Consider the following 20,142-nt stretch of genomic DNA (forward strand, 5'->3'; position numbering starts at 1 on the left):
ATAAGGATACGTCTGCATAAAAGTAAAAATGGCTTTTAAATAAAATACCTGATTTTCATGTTAGGTATTGCTGGAATATACTGCTAATTTAGAAAATCATGTAAGGTTTAAAAAACAGCTCACTCATTCCGATTTTTAATTGACGGATTGACGAGCTGTTTTCTTTTTTGGTAAGCTATGAGTGTAAGCATATCTTACATAAATTTTAGAGATATGTAAAAAGGCTATTGACGATGTGAGGTTTTACGATTTATAATGACGACAGAAAAAAAATCGAGAGAATGAACATTCGACATCGAAAAAGAGTGTAATGTTCGGAAATTTGGGGAGGAAAGTACAAATGGCGGTAGAAAACGTATTGAAGCTTGCACAAGAAAACAACATTGAGTGGTTTGATTTTCGTTTCGTGGATTTGTCTGGTCGTGCTCACCATATCTCATTGCCAGCTAGTGAAGTGGATGAGGATACTTTTGTAAATGGTGTTGCGTTTGATGGTTCTTCAATTCCTGGGTTCCGCGGTATTGAGGAGTCTGATATGGTTATGATGCCAGATCCGGAGTCCGTATTTATCGACGCTTTTACTGCTCATCCAACGTTGAACATTATGTGCAATATCTTCACCCCGGACGGCGAGCGTTATGAACGCGATCCGCGTGGTATTGCAGAGAAAGCTGAAGAATATCTGCAAACAAGCGGTGTAGGAACAGCAGCATTTTTTGCTCCTGAATCTGAGTTCTTTATCTTTGACGATGTACGCTACCAAAGCGATGTGAATGTATCCTCTTACTCCGTTGATTCTAACGAAGCATTCTGGAACACGAACCGCAAAGAAGATGGCGGTAACCTTGGTTTCAAAATCCGTAAAAAAGGCGGATATGTTCCAGTAGCTCCTGTCGATTCTCAACAAGATATTCGTAGCGAAATGTGTCGTTTGCTTGAAGAAGCAGGACTTCGCATTGAACGTCATCACCATGAAGTAGCTACGGCTGGACAAGCAGAGATTAACTTCCGTTTTGACACATTGAAATTAACAGCTGATAACTTAATGAAATACAAATATATCGTGCATAACACAGCACAACAATATGGCAAAACAGCAACGTTTATGCCTAAACCTTTGTTCGGTGATAACGGTAGCGGTATGCACGTTCACCAATCTATTTTCGATGGTGATACTCCTTTGTTCTACGAAAAAGGTGCTTACGCAAACTTGAGTGAAATGGCATTGCATTATTTGGGCGGTATCTTGTACCATGCTCCAGCATTGATCGCATTGACTAACCCAAGTACTAACTCTTTCAAACGTCTTGTACCTGGTTATGAAGCACCGGTTAACTTGGTATTCTCGAAAGGTAACCGTTCAGCAGCAGTTCGTATTCCTATTGCATCTGTAACACCTAAAGGTTGTCGTATCGAATTCCGTACACCAGATTCTACAGCTAATCCTTACCTTGCGTTCTCTGCAATGTTGATGGCTGGTCTTGATGGTATCAAGAAAAAAATGGATCCTCGTGAATTAGGATATGGTCCTTTTGACAAAAATATTTATGAATTGCCAGAAGAAGAAAAAGAAGGTATCCGTAGTGTTCCAGCATCATTGGAAGAAGCTTTGGATGAGTTGGAAAAAGACTTTGACTTCTTGCTTGAAGGCGATGTATTTACAAAAGACTTTATCCAAAACTATATTTCATTCAAACGTGCAGAAGCGAAAGACGTTGCAATTCGTGTACATCCACACGAATTCAGCTTGTACTACGATTGCTAATTGTTACTTATTTCTAAAGGTAGATCGTAGAGATAATGTAATCAAAATCCTCCGGAACATCTTTTCCGGAGGATTTTTATATGAGTTCAAAAATAAAACGATTACATTCCTGTTTGTTCACAGAATTGGGTTCAACTCACAATTTCAAGTGACAAAAGACACTTGATCACCCCTAGAATAGCTGATATCATAGCGATAATCATTTAGCACAAACCTAACATACCAGCGCTTGGCACCATAAGCGCGACCCGTAAAATGGAAAAGTGATTTTTGCAAAGCAAAATATCTTACCATCAGCGCTTGGCACCATAAGCGCAAAATGAAAGTGGAATGTTGAAATTGAAAGGGTGGAGAACAACATGACAAAAAGAGCGTACAATTTTAATGCTGGACCGGCTGCATTGCCTTTAGAAGTATTAGAGCGTGCACAAAAAGAATTTGTGGATTATCAAAATACAGGAATGTCTATTATGGAGATGTCACATCGTGGCGCAGTATATGAAAAGGTACATAGCGAAGCTCAGGATCGTCTGTTGTCCTTACTAGGCAACCCGGAAGGTTATAAGGTACTATTTTTACAAGGAGGCGCTAGCACTCAATTTGCTATGATTCCGATGAATCTATTAGCTGAAGGCCAAACAGCAAGTTTTGTAGCTACAGGCAGTTGGGCAAGCAAAGCATTAAGCGAAGCGAAGTTGGTCGGTGATACAACCGTTGTGGCTTCTTCAGAAGCAGATAAGTATATGAAGCTTCCTGATCTATCTCAATTGGATCTGCCAGCAAATACCGCTTATGTGCATGTGACTTCGAATGAGACGATTGAAGGCGTACAATTTACAGAGTTCCCGGATACAGGAGATATTCCTTTAGTAGTAGATATGTCGAGTGATATTCTAAGTCGTCCATTGGATATGAGCAAATTCGATATGATCTATGCAGGCGCACAGAAGAATCTAGGGCCATCAGGAGTAACCGTAATTATTGCGAAAGAAGAATTAATTACAGAATCTCCTAAGCATATTCCATCGATATTCCGTTACAGCACGCATACCAAAAATAATTCGCTATACAATACACCGCCTGCTTTTTCGATATATATGGTAAATGAAGTCTTAAAATGGATTGAAGAAAAAGGCGGACTTGAAGGTATTCAGCGCGAAAATGAAGCAAAAGCAACACTAATCTATGATGCGATTGATAACAGTAATGGTTTTTACAAAGGGGCGGCTGAACTTGAAAGTCGTTCGATCATGAACGTTACATTCCGTTTAGCATCAGAAGAATTGGAAAAAGCATTTGTTAAAGCTTCGGAAGAAGCAGGATTTATTGGTTTGAAAGGTCACCGTAGCGTAGGTGGTCTACGTGCTTCGATCTATAATGCTGTTCCTTATGAAAGCTGTAATGCTCTGGTCGAATTTATGAAGGAATTTCAGAGTAAAAATGGCTGAATGTACTAAGGAATGACAGCCTTCCCCTCTGGGAAGGCTTTTTTAAAAAAAATTTCCAATTATTTTTGTCAAAAGCTGTCGCATTTTACCGAAATCGGTTATAATCAAAAAGAACTATATAAAAGGTGGAAATAAACCTATGGCACTACACATTGTACTCGTTGAACCTGAAATCCCGGCAAACACCGGCAATATTGCTAGAACATGCGCAGCTACAGGAACGCATCTGCATCTTGTACGTCCTTTAGGCTTCAAAACGGACGATTCTACACTGAAAAGAGCAGGTCTCGATTACTGGCATGCAGTCAATGTTGAATATCATGATTCTTTCGAAGAGGTTCAAAAGACCTACTCGGATCACCGTTTCTTCTATGCAACAACCAAAGTGAAAAATAGATACACTGATTTTCAATTTCAAGACGGTGACTTTTTTGTATTTGGTAAAGAAACAAAGGGATTACCACCTGAATTAATTGCAGCTAATGCAGATACAGCTATGCGTCTGCCGATGTCAGACGATGTACGTTCGTTGAATCTTTCGAATTCAGCAGCCATCGTTGTATATGAAGCGCTACGTCAGCTTAACTTTTTGCATTTGGATTAATAGCATTTCATAACTCTGTATCAAAATTTTGGTAAGAATTAATAAAAGTTAGCAGGATTAAAGAAGTAAGTGGAGAAATAAATGAAAGTAATAAAGTATAGTGAATATATAGCTGATATTCCAAATTTTATAATCACTTATTGTCTTCACTACTTTAATCCACAAAGTATAAATATTAGCGAGGTGTATATTAGTATGAAACCAGCAGGCGTTGTACGTAAAGTCGATCAACTTGGAAGAATCGTATTACCGAAGTCGTTGCGTAAAAGATACCAAATGAATGAAGGAGATCCTGTAGAGATTTTGGTACAGGGCGACCATATTATTTTGGAAAGATATCGCCCGAAATGTGTTTTCTGTGGATCTATGGAAGAAGTAGGCGAATTCAAAGAACGTTATGTATGTGCTCAATGTATGGAAGAAATGAATTTAATTCCTAAAAATGCTTAATTTAATTAATAAAAGACATTTTAGATAAAAGAAACTTGTTTGTAGTCTCTTTATAAAATGGGCAATCAAAAAGAACCTTCCGGCACTGTATAGTGCCGGAAGGTTCTTTTTTGTCGTTCTTTATAGTATTTGTGGATGAACTAACTTGTTAGCACATTATTTGAAGAATAAAAAGTGTGTAGGTACAGGACGCAGATTCCCATCTGAAGGATGATTGATCACCCGTCCATTCAAAATCAGTGAAGTCGATCCGCCACCATCCAGATTATACGCATCCACAACACCCATTTTGTATAATTTATTTTGCAGTTCAACCAGTGTAGCGCCTGAACTTCCATTTTCATTATAACCATCTGCAACGATTACAATGATCTGATCGTCTTTATATTTACCAATAACTGTGCGGGGTGCACGTAAAGGCGAAGCTTTCCATTTGGCAGGAATCGGTACCTTTTTGCCATTTTGAATCAATACCGGAACAAAAGAAGCACCAAACGAAGGATCTAAAGCATCCAGATTCGCTTTGCTTGTAAATTTACCGCCAATCAGTTGCCCTGTCTTATTCATACCGACAAAAAATAAGTCTTTGAATGTCGATTGAAAGCCATTGATATATTTGCCATTCAGTACTGTTGTACTTAAAGGATAGCGTTTGCCACCACCGTCTGCAAAACCGCCAGCATTGATCCCGGCAATAGCTCCTGAACGCTGAACTGCTGTTAAGGTCGTTTCTGCGCCACCCCATGAATCTTTACCGAGGGTCATATTCATCGCAGAAGGCTCTTTCAGCTTAATTTTCATAGCATAGGCTTTGTATGTGCCCGGATTTAGACGATACAGCTCAATATTGATGCGCTGACTGTTCACTTTCTCAGAAGCTGCACCTAATTTGGAAGTGATCCGCTTATTGTAAATTTGTTCAGGCTTACTGGCTTGTGAAGAAGCAGTCTGCACAATATGAGACATCGTTGATGTGGTCTGATTGTATAGCTTGGTCGTGCGTTCAATAGACGATGAAGTCTGGACAGCTACTTTTTCAGCTTGTTTCAGGTGAGTTAGAATTTGTTGAGATTGATCGCTAAGATGATTGATTGGCGCATACTTTTCGATATCCAAAGGAACAGCTACCTGATTGGATTGAAGCAACATAATAACTAATAACCCGGCAAAAGGCGCTGTCGCTAACATCAATAACCGATTGATTTTTTTGGCACGTATACTCATTTCAATAAATCCATTTTCTTTTGTAAAGTATTGAGTTGCTTTTGGACTTCATTCAATTGAGTGTACAATTTGTTGCTGTTATCGGTTTTGCTGCTCGCATTATCTTTTGTAAAAGTAAGCAGTTCGTTAAACGAATCCACTTTACTTTGCAAAGCGGTCATTTCTTTAGACATTTCATTTAATCGACTTTCATAATCACTTTGCAATAATGAAATCTGTCGCTCTGTATCAGCTTTGATCGATGTGATCATCTGTTGCTTCATATGATTGCTATATAAGTAGGCGATCGTTGCACCCAGCGCTATAATCAATATCCAAAATACCAGAAACCATTTGGCAGAGGACCCTTTGTTGTTCTGATGTCGCATCGTTGTACGGGAAGAAGACTCTGCTTTAGAATGCATATTTATTCACCTCTATAAAGCTTTTTATTTTTGACCAAAATCCATTTTAACATGTCCAATATAGCTAGTCTATCTTCCTAAAACTAATTTTAAATTTTACGTATCTAATTCTTCTATTATCCAATTCTCGCATGAGACAACATCCACAAATATCCAAAAAACGTTAAAAATCTAACGAAAGATGCCGATATCAAGATATAAGTTAATAATCAGTAACTAATAACGTTTTATAAAGGGGGAAGTATCAAAATGGAGGACATTTGGAAGGTTATCATCATTGATAATCATCCGGCGCTGATGCTTGGAACAAAAATGATACTAGAAGAGACAGCCCATTTGAGTGTTATCGGAACTGCAAGTTCTGTAAAAGATGGCGTCGATTTGGTAGCTAGTGTTCAACCTAACCTTGTTTTACTAGATGATGCATTACCTGAAGGATCGGTTCAATTATATTTGCGCCAAGTAAAACAAGCGAGTCGAGATAGCCATGTGATCGTGTTGACCAGCGATAATAATTTATCCTTATTTGCAGGATTAATGAGTATGGGTGCTAGTGGCATGTTATCTAAAGAATCTTCGCCTGCACAATTGTTGCATTTAATCAGTAGTCTACGTCAAGGATCAACCGTTATTCCTCTGTCATGGCTTCATCAAGGAGTAGTTCCTATTCCTGCTGAAATTCCTACCGATGGTTATTTTGATCTTTCCAAAATCGAACACACGATTATGATCCAAATTACACAAGGGTTTACATACGATAAGATCGCTTATATGATCCGTGTGAGCCGACGTTCTGTTGATAACTATTTACGCAAAATATATAACAAACTTGGTGTGAACAGCCGCGCTCAAGCGATTGAAAAATACACGTTATATTCGCATACTGCTTCGTTCAATATAGCAACGATGAACAACATGATCACACCGCCTGAAAGTATCGTTCCAGTAAAAGAGGTTGCTCTCGATTAAAGTTCAGGTGTATGATCTTGAAAAAGCATCGTACAGGAGGCTGGAGCGGTGGAATTTTCTTTTGCAGCAAGTGTGAGTAATATGCCTTCATTTTCAGTCAGGTCGATTGATAATAGACAGCGCCGAGAATCATGGATTTCGCTCGCTGAAGAATTACCAGCAGAAGAACTTTTTCCATTGGCACAATTAGGAGAGGCGGCAGGGGCTGTTTTTTCAGCAGGTCCGCTTGTTCTTCAGTATGGAGAAGCAGCTGGTTCATTAGCTTTGCGTAATTGGCTCAATACCCGCTGGCAAATCGATCAGAAATTAAATGTAGATCCTGAAGATATTTTGTTAACATCAGGTAGTCAGCAGACGATAGATTTGTTAGTGCGTATTTATGTGGATCGGGAAGATACAGTATTGGTTGAATCTCCGGCTTCACCAGGTTGTCTGCAAGTGCTTCGTCTACAAGGGGCAAATGTGATTCATGTGGATTGTGATGAAGAAGGTATGATTCCAGAAGATCTAGAACGATTGATTGTAGAACATGGTCCTAAGCTATTGTGCGCTTCGCCAAGCTTCGCTAATCCTACGGGAAGAGTATGGAGCTTAGAGCGTAGACGAGCCATCCTAGAGCTTTGTAAGCGATATACATTGTTGATCGCAGAAGACGATTCATACGGAGACTTACGTTATGGATTGGAATCGGTTCGTTCTTTCCGCCGTCGTTATCCAAGCTTGTTTCAATTGGATCGGGAGCAAGGAGGCAATCATGTTCTTTATATCGGATCATTTAGTAAAACGATCGCACCTGCTTTACGGGTAGGTTGGGCAGCAGGAGATCCACGATTGATCGAAGTGATGTCAGCTGCCAAGCAAACCGCCGATTGGCAATCCAGCTCAATGAATCAGGCGATTTTGTTACGTCTGTTACAATCGCCACGCTTCAATTGGGATAATCATATTACAATGTTGAATCGTGAGTATGAGATTCGACTCAAATTAATGCTTGAATTGCTCAAACGTCCTAACTGGCATGGAACCCAAGTAGATGTGCCTTCAGGCGGAATGTTTTTGTGGGCAGCATTGCCAGATCAGTTAGATGGCGAAGAACTGTTAACAAGAGCGATGACCAAAGGCGTTTCATTTTTACCAGGTGCCCGTTGTTATGCTAGTGATGAAGGTAAAAGTGCGATTCGTCTTAACTTTACCCATCCCGGACGAGATGAGTTATTACTGGGCATGAATCTGATCTCTGAATGCATTGCTGAAATGAGAACTCAAAGTCACTTCTGATTCTCGACAACATGCGCATATTGTTCCAAAGCAAGCTTACCGGCTGGAGTTAATTGATAACTACCACGAGCAACCCGCTCAAACCATCCATAATGATTGCGCTGCATTATCGTTGCTGTAGTACCGACACCGCTTCGCTCACGCAATATCCGTGGTGATAGATAAAGGTCGGTACCAAAAGCAGAAGCGATTCGCAGCGCTTTTTCACGATAAGCGGTTATCAGAGGTGTGCCTGTACTTCCACCTAGATTGTAATCTCCGCTTCGTTCAGCAATTTCTTGTAACAACCTTTGTTTGCGACTTCCACGGCGAGCAGGTCGAACAGGCTTAGAAGATATCGCTGGACTACATAATATCTCGACAAAGGGAGATTTTGTTTTGTACAAAGTCACGACAATTAACCCTAAGCCCAATCGGTGGCACAATTCAGTGATTTCACTCCAACGCTGATTGTGCGCTCCTTTTTTGGCACGATTTTTTTCAACAGCCAGATAGACATTGGAGCTAAGCTTCAGTCGTTCGATCCCTTGTAGAAGTAAAGCGATATTGAATGTTTTTTTGATCTCGATAATCAGGGGTTCCTGATCTTGTTCTCGTATACCTACCAGATCGCAATGCTTTACTTCGCTTTTGATATCATATCCTTGAGCTGTAAAGAACTGTTTGATTGGAAGATAAAGTTCGGTTTCTCGTTGTACAGCCACGATGTTCTCTCCTTTTAAATACGTACATCTTTTATCCATAAAATAGCACGATGTTGAGTCTTATGTTCGACAGTATAGCATAGGATGATCACAAGATAGAAGCGCTACAAAAACAATACAAAAGATGAAATAGGTTATAAAAATAGTTAGTGATTGCGTACTCTATTTTGAATGAAATTTTATGTTAGGTATTAGCTATCTTTTACAATAAAAGGTAAGATACGAATAAAATCATAGAGATTGATAATCAATCAAAAAGGAGGTATTACACATGATCCAAGTATCCAAGCAGCGTCAACAACAACTTCAATATATTGGCTTAACAGAAGCTGATTTGCAATTACTGCATCATCATTATGATTTATTTGTCAAAGTCGTTGATGAGGTTGTTGATCACTTTTATAATCATATTGAGCAATATCCAGCCTTGCATGAGATTATTAAGCAAGCAGGTTCCACAATAGATCGACTGAAGCAGACACAACGAGATTACTGGATTTCACTAGCGGCAGGCACGGTAGATGAAGAATTTATTGAGCAAAGACTTAAGATTGGTCGGATTCACTCACGAATCGGACTAAATTCGGATTATTATCTAGGTACGTATATGACGTATACCGATATTGCAACGGTTGTATTAGAACGTGAAATTCCTGATCAATGGATCAAAGTACTGCATGCGTTGACTAAGATGTTTAATCTGGATTCCCAATTGGTGCTAGAAGCATATGGTGAACGAGAGCAACACCGTATTCAAAATATGGTCAATCAAAAAGAGCATATGCTGACGGCTGTCACAGAAGCCGTTAATCGGATCAGTGAGATGATTGTCAAATTAAATGATAATGCACGTGTGATCTCAGAATCAGCAGATCAAATGGCACATTCACAAGAAAGTTCATTGCAACAGATGGACGAGCTAGGGCATGAAGTCAAAGAGATTAGTAAAGTAGGAACAGTGATGCGTGAAATATCGGAACAGACGCATCTGTTAGGTCTGAATGCTTCAATAGAAGCGGCTCATGCTGGTGAATATGGTAGAGGATTCAGTATTGTAGCGCAAGAAGTACGCAAGCTAGCCGGATCATCACAAAATGCGTTACAAGATATCAGTCTGACGCTAAAAGTGATTATGAGTAAGCTGGATCAAGTACAATCTGAATTTGGCAAAAATGTAGAGTGGTCACGTCATCAAGCAGGACGTTCACAAGAACTAGCGGCTTTTGCAGATATGATTCAACAAGTAGCTTCTGAATTAGAACAATTGCAACATACAGAGTCAGAGGATTCGGCAGTTATTGTAGGAACAGAGATGAATCCCAAGCTTTCCTAAAAAATTTCAAAATTAATTGCAATTAAAAACATAAGTTCTTTGACATTTGGATATAACGGTGTATAATAAGAAAAGTGCGATTAATTTTATGAACGAAGGTGATACTCATGAAAAAAGAAGGACATCCTAAATTCCAACAAGCTATTTTTCTTGATCCAAGTTGCGGATATAAGTTCCTGAGTGGAACAACTAAAACTTCCGGCGAAACTATGGAATGGGAAGATGGCAACACTTATCAAGTGATTCGCGTTGATACTAGTTCTGCTTCTCACCCGTTTTACACTGGTAAACAAAGAAACGCAGACATCGGTGGCCGCGTAGACAAGTTCAACAAAAAATACGGCTTGAAAAACTAAGACGTACGTTGAACACCATTTCAAAACGTTTTCGAACTGTTTTGAACCGTCATAAAAAGCGTACCTGTTCGTATCCTAGGATATGAATATGGTACGCTTTTTTTGTTGCCTTTTTATAGAAAGGTAAGAAATGATATGGGATGATCATGTTCATGTATCGTCATTCCCATGATCATCGTTGTGACTCAAAATTATAGGGACTCAAAATTGTATTTTGTCTTCTGGAAGCAATGAATGAATACGATGGAACCCTTCTTGTTCTAATCGTAGCGCCAGTCCATCGGTACGTGATTTGGTCGCATGAACAAGTAGTGCAGGTGGACTTTTGAGGTCCAGTAACATTCGCCGTACATCAGGAAGCCCTTGATGGACTTTATAACGGACATAATAAACTTTACAACCTTCACGTTCTGTATCGAGCAACAGTCTACGTCCGAAGCAACCATGCGCCAGATGCCCTGTAAAAATCACGGCATTATGTTCATTGTTTGCTATACGTTCATAATGTTGTTGTGCTTTGACCGATTGCATCATACCATCATCGGTAAATAAAATAAATTGCTGATATTGTGCAGGCAAAGTGGTGCGAGATAGTTCATCATCCATGACATACAGCAACGGGTGCTGAAGCAAACGTTCAATCCGTGCACATGCTTGTGAATGAAGCCAGTACGTATCGGCTGTAAATGAACGCAAGTTATTAAGTAGCCCTGCTTCGACAAGCAGGGGCGTGTTCGGATATTCTTCACTTGCCCATAACATGAGTTCTTGTCCCCGTCCATAGACCGGTACAGGAAGCATCACCGATCCCTGCTGCCGAAGAGTCTCATCGATATGTCGCTTCAACTGGGTTAACTTATTATCTTGATGATCAGGGTCAACACCATACGCAGCATCAATAATTGCCATATCCAGATCAGGGAGAATACCCGGAATCGTTTGCGTTTTTGAGATTAATCGTGTCTGGTGCAGTGGACGGTCGGCGGCTAACAACTGGGATTCTGATGTATAATCTCCAGAAAAGAAAATATATTTATCATGCCAGCATAACGCTAACCAGATCGAACCGGGTAAATGTCCTGCTCGACCCCAGCACACACTCAGATGAGGCAATAAAGGGCTCCAGCTCCCCGGTGGGGCGATATCTTCCAAATAACGAAATTGGATACGCTGTTGATCTTCATCATCGTAAGGGCGTGTTGCTGAGCGATGATCGGTATACTTTTTCCAAGCTTCAAAATAAGCAGGTAATTGACCTACCGTAGCTCTAGTTGTCCAGACATCGCCTGCGTAACCATGCTTATATAACAAAGGTAATGCAATACAATGATCCTCATGAGCATGCGATAAAAAGACAGTCTGTAGACTAGCGACCATTTCATCTATATCAGGAGTGATCGGATATTGTCCATCGCCTTCTTTTTTGACACCATAATCAAGTAACAGACTCTGCTCCCCCTGTTGGAGTAGATAACTGGATCGACCATGTTCACCTGCACCGCCAAGTATAGTGAGTTCCATCATGATACTTGCTGCTTCCGATAGGCAGGTAATGTCTGTAAAATCAGCAGTAAGATTGTAGTAATCCCCACTGAAACGACAGCCATCGCCATTCCCATCGATACAGCTCCTTGTTCAAATTGAGCAAAAATATACGTTGCAGAAGTCTGCATGGATGGTGGCAAAATTAACAGGGAAGCCACCAATTCACGATTAGCAATCGTAAACGTCATTGTCCAACCTGCGATCATACCGGGAAGCAGTAGAGGCAGTAAAATACGACGGAATACATATAAAGGGTGCCCGCCAGAGATTGCACCGGCTTGTAATAAAATAGGATCAATCTGTCCATTGTTCGCTTTGACATACTGTAACGTATACGGCAAGAACAAAATAATATACGTTAAGACCACCATGCCATATGAATTGTAAAGAGGAATAGGCATCCATGGTGAATTCCAGAATAAGATCAATCCTACAACAATCACGATTCCAGGAACGGTATTCGGCATTAGACTGAATAGGTCGATTCCTTTTTGTGACCATCGTTTGCCCTGTCCAACTTTGAGCGCTAGAAATGTACCGATTAATACAGCAATCGTTGCAGCTACAAGGGAAAGGGTAAAGCTATTGATCAGTGCTTCCATACTCTCAGAACCCCAGCTTAACAAGTCTTTATAATGCTCTAACGTAAAGTTACCGACAGCTAGCCCTGTTCCGCGCAAGCGCAATAATGAAGCCGTAATCACAGAAAAGTAAGGAATACCGATAGAGGTAATCAGTAATACACTGATATACAACCAGCAGACAATTCCACTCCAACCACGCAGAGAATACTTTTTACTACGTGATCCTTTACCTCCTGTTAAGCGGTAAGAGTAACGACTACTTAATATACTTTGGATATACCACATCAATAGACATGCTGTTAAAAGTAAAGAAGCAAGTGAAGTCGCTTTGCCAAAATCAATCGGCCAACTGGAAATATATTTATGAATCTCAGACGTCATAACATAAAATCCGATTTTGCGACCAAAGGTAGCCGGCGTACCAAATTCAGCAATCGTTTTGACAAAGATTAATAGAGCGCCCATCGCATAGCTAGACAATAATAACGGTAAAATAATGCGACGGAAACGATAGCCAAAGGAAGCACCGTGAACAGAAGCAGCTTCTTCTGTACTTCCGCCGATCTGTTCTAACGTATTGCGCAGAATTAGATAAAGAAAAGGAAACAGATGTAGGCTCATAATCATGACCATGCCACCAAAGCTGAAAAAAGCAGGTGTGATTTTGGCTGAAGCGGGAAGAATCTGCTCCATATAGCCGTTCTTTTGCATAAATAACATCCAACCCATAGAACCAATATAAGGGGGTGTCATAAAAGGGATCAGAAAAACAACATCTAACCAACGTTGTCTACCAATCGCTGTTTTCGCCATCATCCACGCTAAAGGTAGCGCCAGCACTGTCGTCGTGACAATTACACAACATCCCAGCCATAATGTACTGAACATCACCGAAGTAAGATCACTTTGACCGAGCAGACGCAAAGGAGCCATTAGATCTATCACACCATTTTGGTCAATAGCTGTTCGGAAAATCATCAGGAGCGGAAATACAATTAGTACGGCGAGCAGCAAAAATGCCGCAGCCGTACTGATTTTTTGATAAGTGAATAGAGTTCGATTAGTATTTGTTTTCATCATAGGATCACCACTTATTTATATAGGTTCGTAAATTTGGTTGTTGTTTCTTCGCTGTGTTCGCCCATCCAATCCCATTTCACAGGATATGTTGGAATTTCACTTAAGTTGGCACGGTTGTCAGCAGTGATATCAGTTCTTCCTGGTAATAGATAAGCACTGGTTACCATTTGTTGTGCTTCATCTGACAATAGGTAGTCGATAAATTGCTTGGCTTGATCAGCATGTTGACTTGTTTTGATAATCGCCGCAGGACGTGGGCTAATGACTGTACCTTCTTTTGGATACACGATATCGACAGGTTCACCATCAGCTTTGGCTTTGTATGCCATGTAATCGACACCAGCAGCTACAGCTGATTTGGCTCCAGTAATGACAGGATCAAGTGCTTCTTGATTCGCACCTGCAATAGCAACTCCATTTTGTTGGTATTGTTCAAATAATGACCAACCTTTATCGCCTTCAGCACTTAAATAACCTGTAATAAAATCAAGCGCAGATCCAGACAACGAAGGATCAGGAATATTCACTTTGTCTTTCCATTCAGGCTTCGCAAGATCTGCCCATGATGTAGGTGGAGTCGTCACTTCTTTGGTATTGTAGACAATGCCGAGAGCAGAAGCGCTATAGCTCACATATTTACCTTCTGTATCTGACCAATCTTTGACTAATTTATCGTGATTAGCTGCTTCTGGATAAGCGAGTGTCATATCTTCTTTTGCTAATGCTTGCATAGATGGAAGAGAAGCGAGAACAACCACATCGACTACAGGGTTGGCTTTTTCAGCTTCCATACGGGAAAGGATTTTACCTGTTGTTCCCTGGAACATTTCAACTTTAATCCCTGTTTTGGCTTCAAAACCTGCTTGAATTTTTTTGGCTAACCCTTCAGGTCCTGCGCTATAGACAACCAGTGTACCTGCATCTTTTGCTGTAGAGGAACCCGCGCTTGATGCACCTGTCGAAGTGCTACAACCTGCAAGTGTTGTTCCCAAGATCGCTGTTAAAGCAAGCAGACTTCCTTTTTGCCACAATTGATTCCATTTCATTATTTATTCCTCCTAGAGTGGTTAAATCCATATTTGAATAGCTCATTACACAGAGACAGCATCGATCGTATGAACATGTTGTGCAGAAATATAAATATGGACCTGTTCACCGACAGTCATTCGTTCATCTTGATAAGCCGTCCAGAGTCGTTCTTCACCCATATCCAATAGAATTTCATAGCGATCACCCATATAGCTGACCTGTTGTATCATTCCAGTATGTATATGTTCATCAGGCGAATGATTGCTCTGCCAGCGGATATGCTCGGGACGAACCATCTGATGTCCATTATCGATCCAATTGGAATGTCCAATAAAGCGAGCTACAAATGGATGAGTCGGTTGTCGATAAATTTGTTCAGGTGTTCCACGTTGTAAAATCGATCCAGACTGCATCACAATAATCTCATCAGACATCGCCATGGCTTCAGTCTGATCATGGGTAACATAGAGGGCTGTTACACCTAACTGTTGTACCAAATTCATTAACTCTGTTCGCATTTCATCACGTAAAATGGCATCTAATGCACTTAGTGGTTCATCAAATAGAATTAGACGTGGTTGCATCACAATCGCTCTTGCAAAAGCGACCCGTTGTTGTTGTCCACCTGATAGTTGATGTGGATAACGTTGTTCCATTCCTTGCAGACGTACTTGTTCCAGTGCAGTCATGACGCGTGCTTGAATATCTTTTTTCTGACCGGAAGCACGCAGACTGAAAGCGACATTTTCAAAAACAGTGAGATGCGGCCATAAGGCAAATTCTTGGAATACCATTCCAAATCCACGGCGGTGTGGAGGGACATTTTTACGTTGCTTGAAAGAGTACAGAATATCATTCTCGATTCGTAGCTCTCCTTGATCGGGCGTTTCAAGTCCAGCGATCATACGTAATAATGTGGTTTTGCCACAACCAGAAGGTCCGAGTAATGTTGTGAATTTGCCAGAAGCGATCACTAGATCAGTCGCTTGTAATGCTTGTACACCATCAAAAGACTTGCTGATTCCTTGAATCGTTAATGCTGTCATTTTGTATTCCACCTATCTTTGACGCTTGTTCATCGGCATGATTACTGTGTGCGAATACTGCCCTGAACTACTTTCTATATGTAGTATATCTGCTCAATTTGCACGGGGTATGTGGGGAATGTAAACGCAACATTAAGTTTATAGTGTGTTCCTTTTGACAATCATCGAATGTTTCTATGGTACGGTGGAAGAAAAGCAATGATGGGGGTTATACGATGAATTTGATCAAATTTCAAATAGTAGAATTATTAGACCGACATCACAAAATCACCGCTGTCGCAGATGAGTTAGGGCTCAAGCAACCGACAGTTACTTTTCATATGAAAAGCTTGGAAAAAGAAATGGGTGTTGCGTTGTTCGAATCCAGAGGTGGCAAAGTGATGCTCAAAGAACCCGGTAAAGCACTACTTCATTATGCAGTTAAGATTAACGCATTAGCCGCAGAATCGAGAAGAGTGGTACAAGAATTTGGAGCATTGGAACGAGGAAATTTACGAATAGGAGCAAGTTATGTACCAGCGACCTATTTATTACCTTCTATTATAGATACGTTCAGTCGTGCTTATCCGGGAGTGAGTATTTCGATTGCTGTAAAGCCTTCGCCTGTGATCAGAGAAATGTTGATTAATCATGAGATTGATCTAGGTATTATGCTGACTGAACCGTTCGAACATCCTTCATTAGTCAAAGGATTAGTCGATGAAGATGAAATGGTGGCTATTTTCGCGCCGGATCACAAGCTGGCAGACTATGAAGAGTTGCATATGGACACGCTACGTCAAAGCCGATTTGTTCTTCATGGTAGCGAATCAAGTACACGCCAATTGAGCAATCGCTGGATGAGTAGTGTAGGTGTGGTATCCGAGCAATATATGGAACTCGATTCACCGGAAGCGATTAAGAAGTCGGTCATGTTGGGAGAGTATGTTTCTTTTTTATCCAAAATGGCTGTCGAAGAAGAGGTGCATCAAGGATTACTCCACATGCGACCATTACCGAATACGCCTTTTCATCGTTACATTTATTATGTCTATAACAGTCAACGTCATTATTCAGGGCTTATTCATCAGTTTGTGAAATATTTTAGTTAAGTGCAGATATCAGTAGCATCGAAAAAGTGATGAATAGCATATAGAAACTATAGATATCTTTTACGAAATGATCTATATCTGTTGATTCCGCTATCATTCTTCACTGTTACATTGGAGTAGTAGTCAAATGATATTCCACAGACAGGGGAGAATTTGCAAATGAATTTAGGATTGAAGCTCAGTAAAAAAGCTCCATTGGTATTGCTAAGCAGTGTGTTGTTCGCAGGATTGTATATTCCACAATCTACATCTGTTGTCGATGCCAAAGCCGCCAATCTCACACCAACGTATGAGGTTAAATTTATGCTGGATGATGATATTCTGAACAGCGACCTAACGATTCAGTCTGAAGTGAAAGATGCTTTTGATCTACCTGCAACAGCGCAGAAAATTGCGGTAGAGTATTTCGATACTAGTGATAAGCAGTTAGATAGTGAAGGTTGGAATGTACGTTTTCGCAAAAAAGCAGATAAAGATAATTTTGAAATGACGTATAAAAAGCGTTATAACATTGCTAACGGAAATATTGATGCGGCGTTAACTCTAGCGAATCAACAAGGATTTGATGCATCGGATACGAATTATGAAGCTGAAGTCGATTGGGGCTATGGTAAGCAGACGTTAAGTCTTTCTAATGATAAAAAGTCTAAAGCAACCACATCAGGAGCTACATTGCCAGCAGATAGCAAAGCATTGTCTCTACTTGTAGATAATCTTCCAGGGAAATTGAAAAAGTGGAAAGATGGATCAAGCTGGGGTGAAAAGCAGCTAAAAGTGTCTCGTGCTTATGGACCTGTAGTAGCTAGTAAATATGAAGGAACATGGAACGGAATCGATGTGGATGTTGAAATTTGGCCCATTCGCAATGCTTCAGGAACAGGTACAGAGCCAGTGATAGAGATTTCGTTCAAAACCGATGATTACAATACAGCAGCAGCAGATCGTCAACAATTGATGAACTATTTGAATCAAGAAGGTTGGTTAGTGCCACAAGATTCGCTCAAAACACAATTGGTATTAGATCGTTACTAAGAACATCTATTTAAAAATAGACAAAAAAAGAAGCACCCTGCGAGGTGCTTCTTTTGGTTGTTCTATTAGTATCCGCTACGTTCCATATTGCCCATACCTGCAAAGAATGCTGCACCGAAAACAAGAAAGATAACAATGTAAATAACAATAACAATTGCTGCCCATAACAGTCCTGCTTTGGCATAGTTAGCTTTGGTAGGATGAGTACCGCCACCAAAAGCCCATACAAATAACATCACTAGATTGACAATTGGAATAGCTAACAATAAAAGTGTAAGCATCCACTCTTTCACACTGATAATAGAAGCAGGTGCATCCGGTTGCGCAGGCGGGTAACCATTGTTTTGCGAATTATAATCCAAATTTTTCTACCCCTCTCAATTATGTACTGAATATTGTGGAAACATGTAAAGCATCTATAATTATACAACTGTTACAGATATGTGACAATAGAGTAATGCAAAAGAAAATAGTTATATTTTCCATTTTATCAACAAATCTATAAATGTATAGAAACATTCGATCATGACTAGACAGAAATTATATTTGTTGTATAGTATAGTTAATTGATCGGGATTAAATGTTTTAATCTATTGTTAGCTATTTATTTGTACAAAACTATTGCAAGTTACTAAAAGTATCTTTATAATGAGATATATTGAATGTTTGATACAAGAAAGTTTTCAAATCTTGTTTTCATGGTTAAACATGAGAGTAGCTAAATTATACTAACAAACCAAAATCGAATAGAGATCTTCGGGGTAGGGTGCAATTCCCGACCGGCGGTGAACATTTTTTTACAAGTGAAAAAATGGTAGCCCGCGACTCATTTTTCGTTTTATAGAGGAATGACTGATCTGGTGAGAATCCAGAGCCGACGGTAAAGTCCGGATGGGAGAAGATCAACCGATAAGCATGCCAGTGTATTGTAAAATACAGTTGCAGGTTTATTTGATCAAGCCCCCGTTTATTGTACGTTGATAACGGGGGCTTTCCGTATGAGATCTCATATTCAAATTCTAATCACGTAGGGAGTTTGAATCATGGAAAATGCAAGTTATAACATCAAAACAGCATCATCAGCTAGACAGCGTCATATTAAAAGTGGATTTTGGCTTGTTTTTGTAGGCGCCGCTTTATGGGGCGTAGATCCACTGTTCCGAATTATTTTGCTGAAAACAATGACTTCAACTCAGTTGGTATTGTTGGAGCATTTGATTGTTTTTCTAGCGGCAGCTCCGGTATTATGGGTGAACCGTGCTGAATTAAAAGGATTAAAAATGCGCCATATTGGAGCGTTATTGTTCTTATCATGGGGTGGATCAGCAATTGCTACGATTCTATTTACGATGGGATTGGCTCATGGTAACCTCAATGCCGTCTTATTATTACAGAAATTACAACCAATCTTTGCGATCGTATTAGCCCGTATTATTTTGAAAGAAGTATTACCACGTGGATTTGGCTGGTTATTTGCTTTAGCATTAGTCGGTACGTATATTTTAACTTTCGGATTCGCGATTCCGATTGGTCATATGAGTGAATTTGTACAGGTCGGTAGTCTATTTGCTCTAGGTGCAGCTGCATTATGGGGTGGATCTACAGTTATGGGACGCTTAATGGTGGGACAGATGAAATATGAGACCGTCACATCATTGCGCTTTATTATGGCACTACCATTATTGCTTGTATTAACTTGGCATGAAGGTGCAGCTTGGAGCCTATCTGCTGATTCTGGTGGTATCGCAGCGGTATCATTGAATTTGCTAGGTCAAGCCTTATTGCCGGGCTTGCTCAGTCTATTGATGTATTATAAAGGATTGTCGACTACCAAAGCTTCGGTAGCAACATTAGCAGAATTGAGCTTTCCATTAGTCGGTGTCATTATTAACTGGATCGTATTTGGACAATTATTAACATGGGCTCAATTGGTCGGATTCTTGTTAATCTGGGTAGCATTATTCTTTATTTCCAGACGTCAACAACCATCTGATGCCAAAACAGCAGTACCTTCTGCGTCATAAGCTCTGTTGTATCAAAAAGAATATGTTCATCTATCTATAAATAGTAACTTTAATATCAAAAATCCTGTCTACCCAGCGAAATTCCGCTATAGTAGACAGGATTTTTTTAGTTTGTATAAGACAGCGATGTCATAAGATATCGAATATTCAGTAGCTTGTCATCTCAAGCCTGAAAG

The 20,142-nt window shown here is 40.1% G+C and carries 19 protein-coding genes and 1 riboswitch; of the genes, 11 read left to right on the forward strand and 8 right to left on the reverse strand.

What is annotated here, in order from left to right; all coding sequences use genetic code 11:
- Positions 1–340: 340 nt before the first annotated feature.
- The 4 genes from glnA (at position 341) to PaeCFBP13512_RS07590 (ending at position 4,267) form a co-directional block, all read left to right on the forward strand.
- The gene (glnA, locus tag PaeCFBP13512_RS07575) at positions 341–1,765 is read left to right on the forward strand and encodes a type I glutamate--ammonia ligase (protein WP_069326908.1); all 1,425 of its coding nucleotides are present in this window, start codon (positions 341–343) and stop codon (positions 1,763–1,765) included.
- A 359-nt stretch (positions 1,766–2,124) separates the two neighbouring features.
- Positions 2,125–3,213, forward strand: coding sequence for a 3-phosphoserine/phosphohydroxythreonine transaminase (serC, locus tag PaeCFBP13512_RS07580; RefSeq protein WP_137222265.1), 1,089 nt, complete (start codon positions 2,125–2,127; stop codon positions 3,211–3,213).
- Between the two features lie 139 nt (positions 3,214–3,352).
- Complete coding sequence (trmL, locus tag PaeCFBP13512_RS07585; RefSeq protein ID WP_069326910.1) at positions 3,353–3,817, forward strand: tRNA (uridine(34)/cytosine(34)/5-carboxymethylaminomethyluridine(34)-2'-O)-methyltransferase TrmL; 465 nt, start codon at positions 3,353–3,355, stop codon at positions 3,815–3,817.
- A 195-nt stretch (positions 3,818–4,012) separates the two neighbouring features.
- Positions 4,013–4,267, forward strand: a complete 255-nt coding sequence (locus PaeCFBP13512_RS07590) for an AbrB/MazE/SpoVT family DNA-binding domain-containing protein (protein WP_069326911.1) — start codon at positions 4,013–4,015, stop codon at positions 4,265–4,267.
- Between the two features lie 156 nt (positions 4,268–4,423).
- Here the strand turns inward: PaeCFBP13512_RS07590 and PaeCFBP13512_RS07595 are convergent, their stop codons facing one another.
- Positions 4,424–5,491, reverse strand: coding sequence for a phosphodiester glycosidase family protein (locus PaeCFBP13512_RS07595; RefSeq protein WP_137222267.1), 1,068 nt, complete (start codon positions 5,489–5,491; stop codon positions 4,424–4,426).
- Complete coding sequence (locus PaeCFBP13512_RS07600) at positions 5,488–5,895, reverse strand: hypothetical protein (RefSeq protein ID WP_069326913.1); 408 nt, start codon at positions 5,893–5,895, stop codon at positions 5,488–5,490. Before PaeCFBP13512_RS07600 ends, PaeCFBP13512_RS07595 begins: the two co-directional genes overlap by 4 nt.
- Before the next feature lie 249 nt (positions 5,896–6,144).
- Between PaeCFBP13512_RS07600 and PaeCFBP13512_RS07605 the strand changes: the two genes are divergently transcribed.
- Complete coding sequence (locus PaeCFBP13512_RS07605; RefSeq protein WP_137222269.1) at positions 6,145–6,864, forward strand: response regulator transcription factor; 720 nt, start codon at positions 6,145–6,147, stop codon at positions 6,862–6,864.
- A 48-nt stretch (positions 6,865–6,912) separates the two neighbouring features.
- Entirely contained in the window at positions 6,913–8,142 is a 1,230-nt protein-coding gene (locus PaeCFBP13512_RS07610; RefSeq protein WP_069326915.1) for an aminotransferase-like domain-containing protein, read from the forward strand.
- Here the strand turns inward: PaeCFBP13512_RS07610 and PaeCFBP13512_RS07615 are convergent.
- Positions 8,133–8,846, reverse strand: coding sequence for a DUF2161 domain-containing phosphodiesterase (locus PaeCFBP13512_RS07615; RefSeq protein ID WP_137222271.1), 714 nt, complete (start codon positions 8,844–8,846; stop codon positions 8,133–8,135). The two genes, PaeCFBP13512_RS07610 and PaeCFBP13512_RS07615, sit on opposite strands and share 10 nt — an antisense overlap.
- 271 nt (positions 8,847–9,117) lie before the next feature.
- Between PaeCFBP13512_RS07615 and PaeCFBP13512_RS07620 the strand changes: the two genes are divergently transcribed.
- The gene (locus PaeCFBP13512_RS07620; RefSeq protein ID WP_137222272.1) at positions 9,118–10,179 is read left to right on the forward strand and encodes a globin-coupled sensor protein; all 1,062 of its coding nucleotides are present in this window, start codon (positions 9,118–9,120) and stop codon (positions 10,177–10,179) included.
- Between the two features lie 107 nt (positions 10,180–10,286).
- The gene (locus tag PaeCFBP13512_RS07625) at positions 10,287–10,535 is read left to right on the forward strand and encodes a type B 50S ribosomal protein L31 (RefSeq protein ID WP_069326918.1); all 249 of its coding nucleotides are present in this window, start codon (positions 10,287–10,289) and stop codon (positions 10,533–10,535) included.
- 201 nt (positions 10,536–10,736) lie between these two features.
- On the opposite strand, the gene PaeCFBP13512_RS07630 is transcribed toward PaeCFBP13512_RS07625, so the two are convergent.
- Genes PaeCFBP13512_RS07630 through PaeCFBP13512_RS07645 form a run of 4 tightly spaced genes read right to left on the reverse strand, consistent with a single transcriptional unit; the run spans position 10,737 to position 15,819 of the window.
- Positions 10,737–12,059 carry an MBL fold metallo-hydrolase gene (locus PaeCFBP13512_RS07630; RefSeq protein ID WP_241669311.1) on the reverse strand — a complete coding sequence of 441 codons (1,323 nt, stop codon included), beginning with the start codon at positions 12,057–12,059 and terminating at the stop codon, positions 10,737–10,739.
- Positions 12,056–13,741 carry an ABC transporter permease gene (locus PaeCFBP13512_RS07635; RefSeq protein ID WP_137222274.1) on the reverse strand — a complete coding sequence of 562 codons (1,686 nt, stop codon included), beginning with the start codon at positions 13,739–13,741 and terminating at the stop codon, positions 12,056–12,058. Before PaeCFBP13512_RS07635 ends, PaeCFBP13512_RS07630 begins: the two co-directional genes overlap by 4 nt.
- Positions 13,742–13,755: 14 nt before the next feature.
- Entirely contained in the window at positions 13,756–14,790 is a 1,035-nt protein-coding gene (locus PaeCFBP13512_RS07640) for an ABC transporter substrate-binding protein (RefSeq protein ID WP_069326920.1), read from the reverse strand.
- Between the two features lie 45 nt (positions 14,791–14,835).
- Positions 14,836–15,819 carry an ABC transporter ATP-binding protein gene (locus PaeCFBP13512_RS07645; RefSeq protein ID WP_137222276.1) on the reverse strand — a complete coding sequence of 328 codons (984 nt, stop codon included), beginning with the start codon at positions 15,817–15,819 and terminating at the stop codon, positions 14,836–14,838.
- 215 nt (positions 15,820–16,034) lie between these two features.
- On the opposite strand from PaeCFBP13512_RS07645, the gene PaeCFBP13512_RS07650 reads away from it, so the two are divergent.
- Positions 16,035–16,910 (forward strand): LysR family transcriptional regulator, encoded by an 876-nt coding sequence (locus tag PaeCFBP13512_RS07650; RefSeq protein WP_069326922.1) that lies wholly within the window; start codon positions 16,035–16,037, stop codon positions 16,908–16,910.
- A gap of 159 nt (positions 16,911–17,069) precedes the next feature.
- Entirely contained in the window at positions 17,070–17,942 is an 873-nt protein-coding gene (locus PaeCFBP13512_RS07655) for a hypothetical protein (protein WP_069326923.1), read from the forward strand.
- Between the two features lie 65 nt (positions 17,943–18,007).
- On the opposite strand, the gene PaeCFBP13512_RS07660 is transcribed toward PaeCFBP13512_RS07655, so the two are convergent.
- Positions 18,008–18,304, reverse strand: a complete 297-nt coding sequence (locus PaeCFBP13512_RS07660) for a hypothetical protein (RefSeq protein WP_206665604.1) — start codon at positions 18,302–18,304, stop codon at positions 18,008–18,010.
- Positions 18,305–18,690: 386 nt separating this feature from the next.
- Positions 18,691–18,849: riboswitch (FMN riboswitch) on the forward strand.
- 136 nt (positions 18,850–18,985) lie between these two features.
- Here PaeCFBP13512_RS07660 and PaeCFBP13512_RS07665 point away from each other — a divergent pair.
- Positions 18,986–19,966 carry a DMT family transporter gene (locus tag PaeCFBP13512_RS07665; RefSeq protein ID WP_069326924.1) on the forward strand — a complete coding sequence of 327 codons (981 nt, stop codon included), beginning with the start codon at positions 18,986–18,988 and terminating at the stop codon, positions 19,964–19,966.
- Positions 19,967–20,142: the final 176 nt, after the last annotated feature.

The organism is Paenibacillus sp. CFBP13512, from assembly GCF_005233705.1.
Taxonomy (GTDB): Bacteria; Bacillota; Bacilli; order Paenibacillales; family Paenibacillaceae; genus Saccharibacillus; species Saccharibacillus nuruki.

What these genes read in the sequence shown, in the direction of transcription:
- PaeCFBP13512_RS07625 (WP_069326918.1), top strand. Translation starts at nt 10,287, where the DNA reads ATGAAAAAAGAAGGACATCCTAAATTCCAACAAGCTATTTTTCTTGAT.
- PaeCFBP13512_RS07655 (WP_069326923.1), top strand. Translation starts at nt 17,070, where the DNA reads ATGAATTTAGGATTGAAGCTCAGTAAAAAAGCTCCATTGGTATTGCTA.
- glnA (WP_069326908.1), top strand. Translation starts at nt 341, where the DNA reads ATGGCGGTAGAAAACGTATTGAAGCTTGCACAAGAAAACAACATTGAG.
- serC (WP_137222265.1), top strand. Translation starts at nt 2,125, where the DNA reads ATGACAAAAAGAGCGTACAATTTTAATGCTGGACCGGCTGCATTGCCT.
- PaeCFBP13512_RS07595 (WP_137222267.1), bottom strand. Translation starts at nt 5,491, where the DNA reads ATGAGTATACGTGCCAAAAAAATCAATCGGTTATTGATGTTAGCGACA.
- PaeCFBP13512_RS07630 (WP_241669311.1), bottom strand. Translation starts at nt 12,059, where the DNA reads ATGATGGAACTCACTATACTTGGCGGTGCAGGTGAACATGGTCGATCC.
- PaeCFBP13512_RS07600 (WP_069326913.1), bottom strand. Translation starts at nt 5,895, where the DNA reads ATGCATTCTAAAGCAGAGTCTTCTTCCCGTACAACGATGCGACATCAG.
- PaeCFBP13512_RS07590 (WP_069326911.1), top strand. Translation starts at nt 4,013, where the DNA reads ATGAAACCAGCAGGCGTTGTACGTAAAGTCGATCAACTTGGAAGAATC.
- PaeCFBP13512_RS07650 (WP_069326922.1), top strand. Translation starts at nt 16,035, where the DNA reads ATGAATTTGATCAAATTTCAAATAGTAGAATTATTAGACCGACATCAC.
- PaeCFBP13512_RS07645 (WP_137222276.1), bottom strand. Translation starts at nt 15,819, where the DNA reads ATGACAGCATTAACGATTCAAGGAATCAGCAAGTCTTTTGATGGTGTA.
- trmL (WP_069326910.1), top strand. Translation starts at nt 3,353, where the DNA reads ATGGCACTACACATTGTACTCGTTGAACCTGAAATCCCGGCAAACACC.
- PaeCFBP13512_RS07640 (WP_069326920.1), bottom strand. Translation starts at nt 14,790, where the DNA reads ATGAAATGGAATCAATTGTGGCAAAAAGGAAGTCTGCTTGCTTTAACA.
- PaeCFBP13512_RS07605 (WP_137222269.1), top strand. Translation starts at nt 6,145, where the DNA reads ATGGAGGACATTTGGAAGGTTATCATCATTGATAATCATCCGGCGCTG.
- PaeCFBP13512_RS07635 (WP_137222274.1), bottom strand. Translation starts at nt 13,741, where the DNA reads ATGAAAACAAATACTAATCGAACTCTATTCACTTATCAAAAAATCAGT.
- PaeCFBP13512_RS07620 (WP_137222272.1), top strand. Translation starts at nt 9,118, where the DNA reads ATGATCCAAGTATCCAAGCAGCGTCAACAACAACTTCAATATATTGGC.
- PaeCFBP13512_RS07665 (WP_069326924.1), top strand. Translation starts at nt 18,986, where the DNA reads ATGGAAAATGCAAGTTATAACATCAAAACAGCATCATCAGCTAGACAG.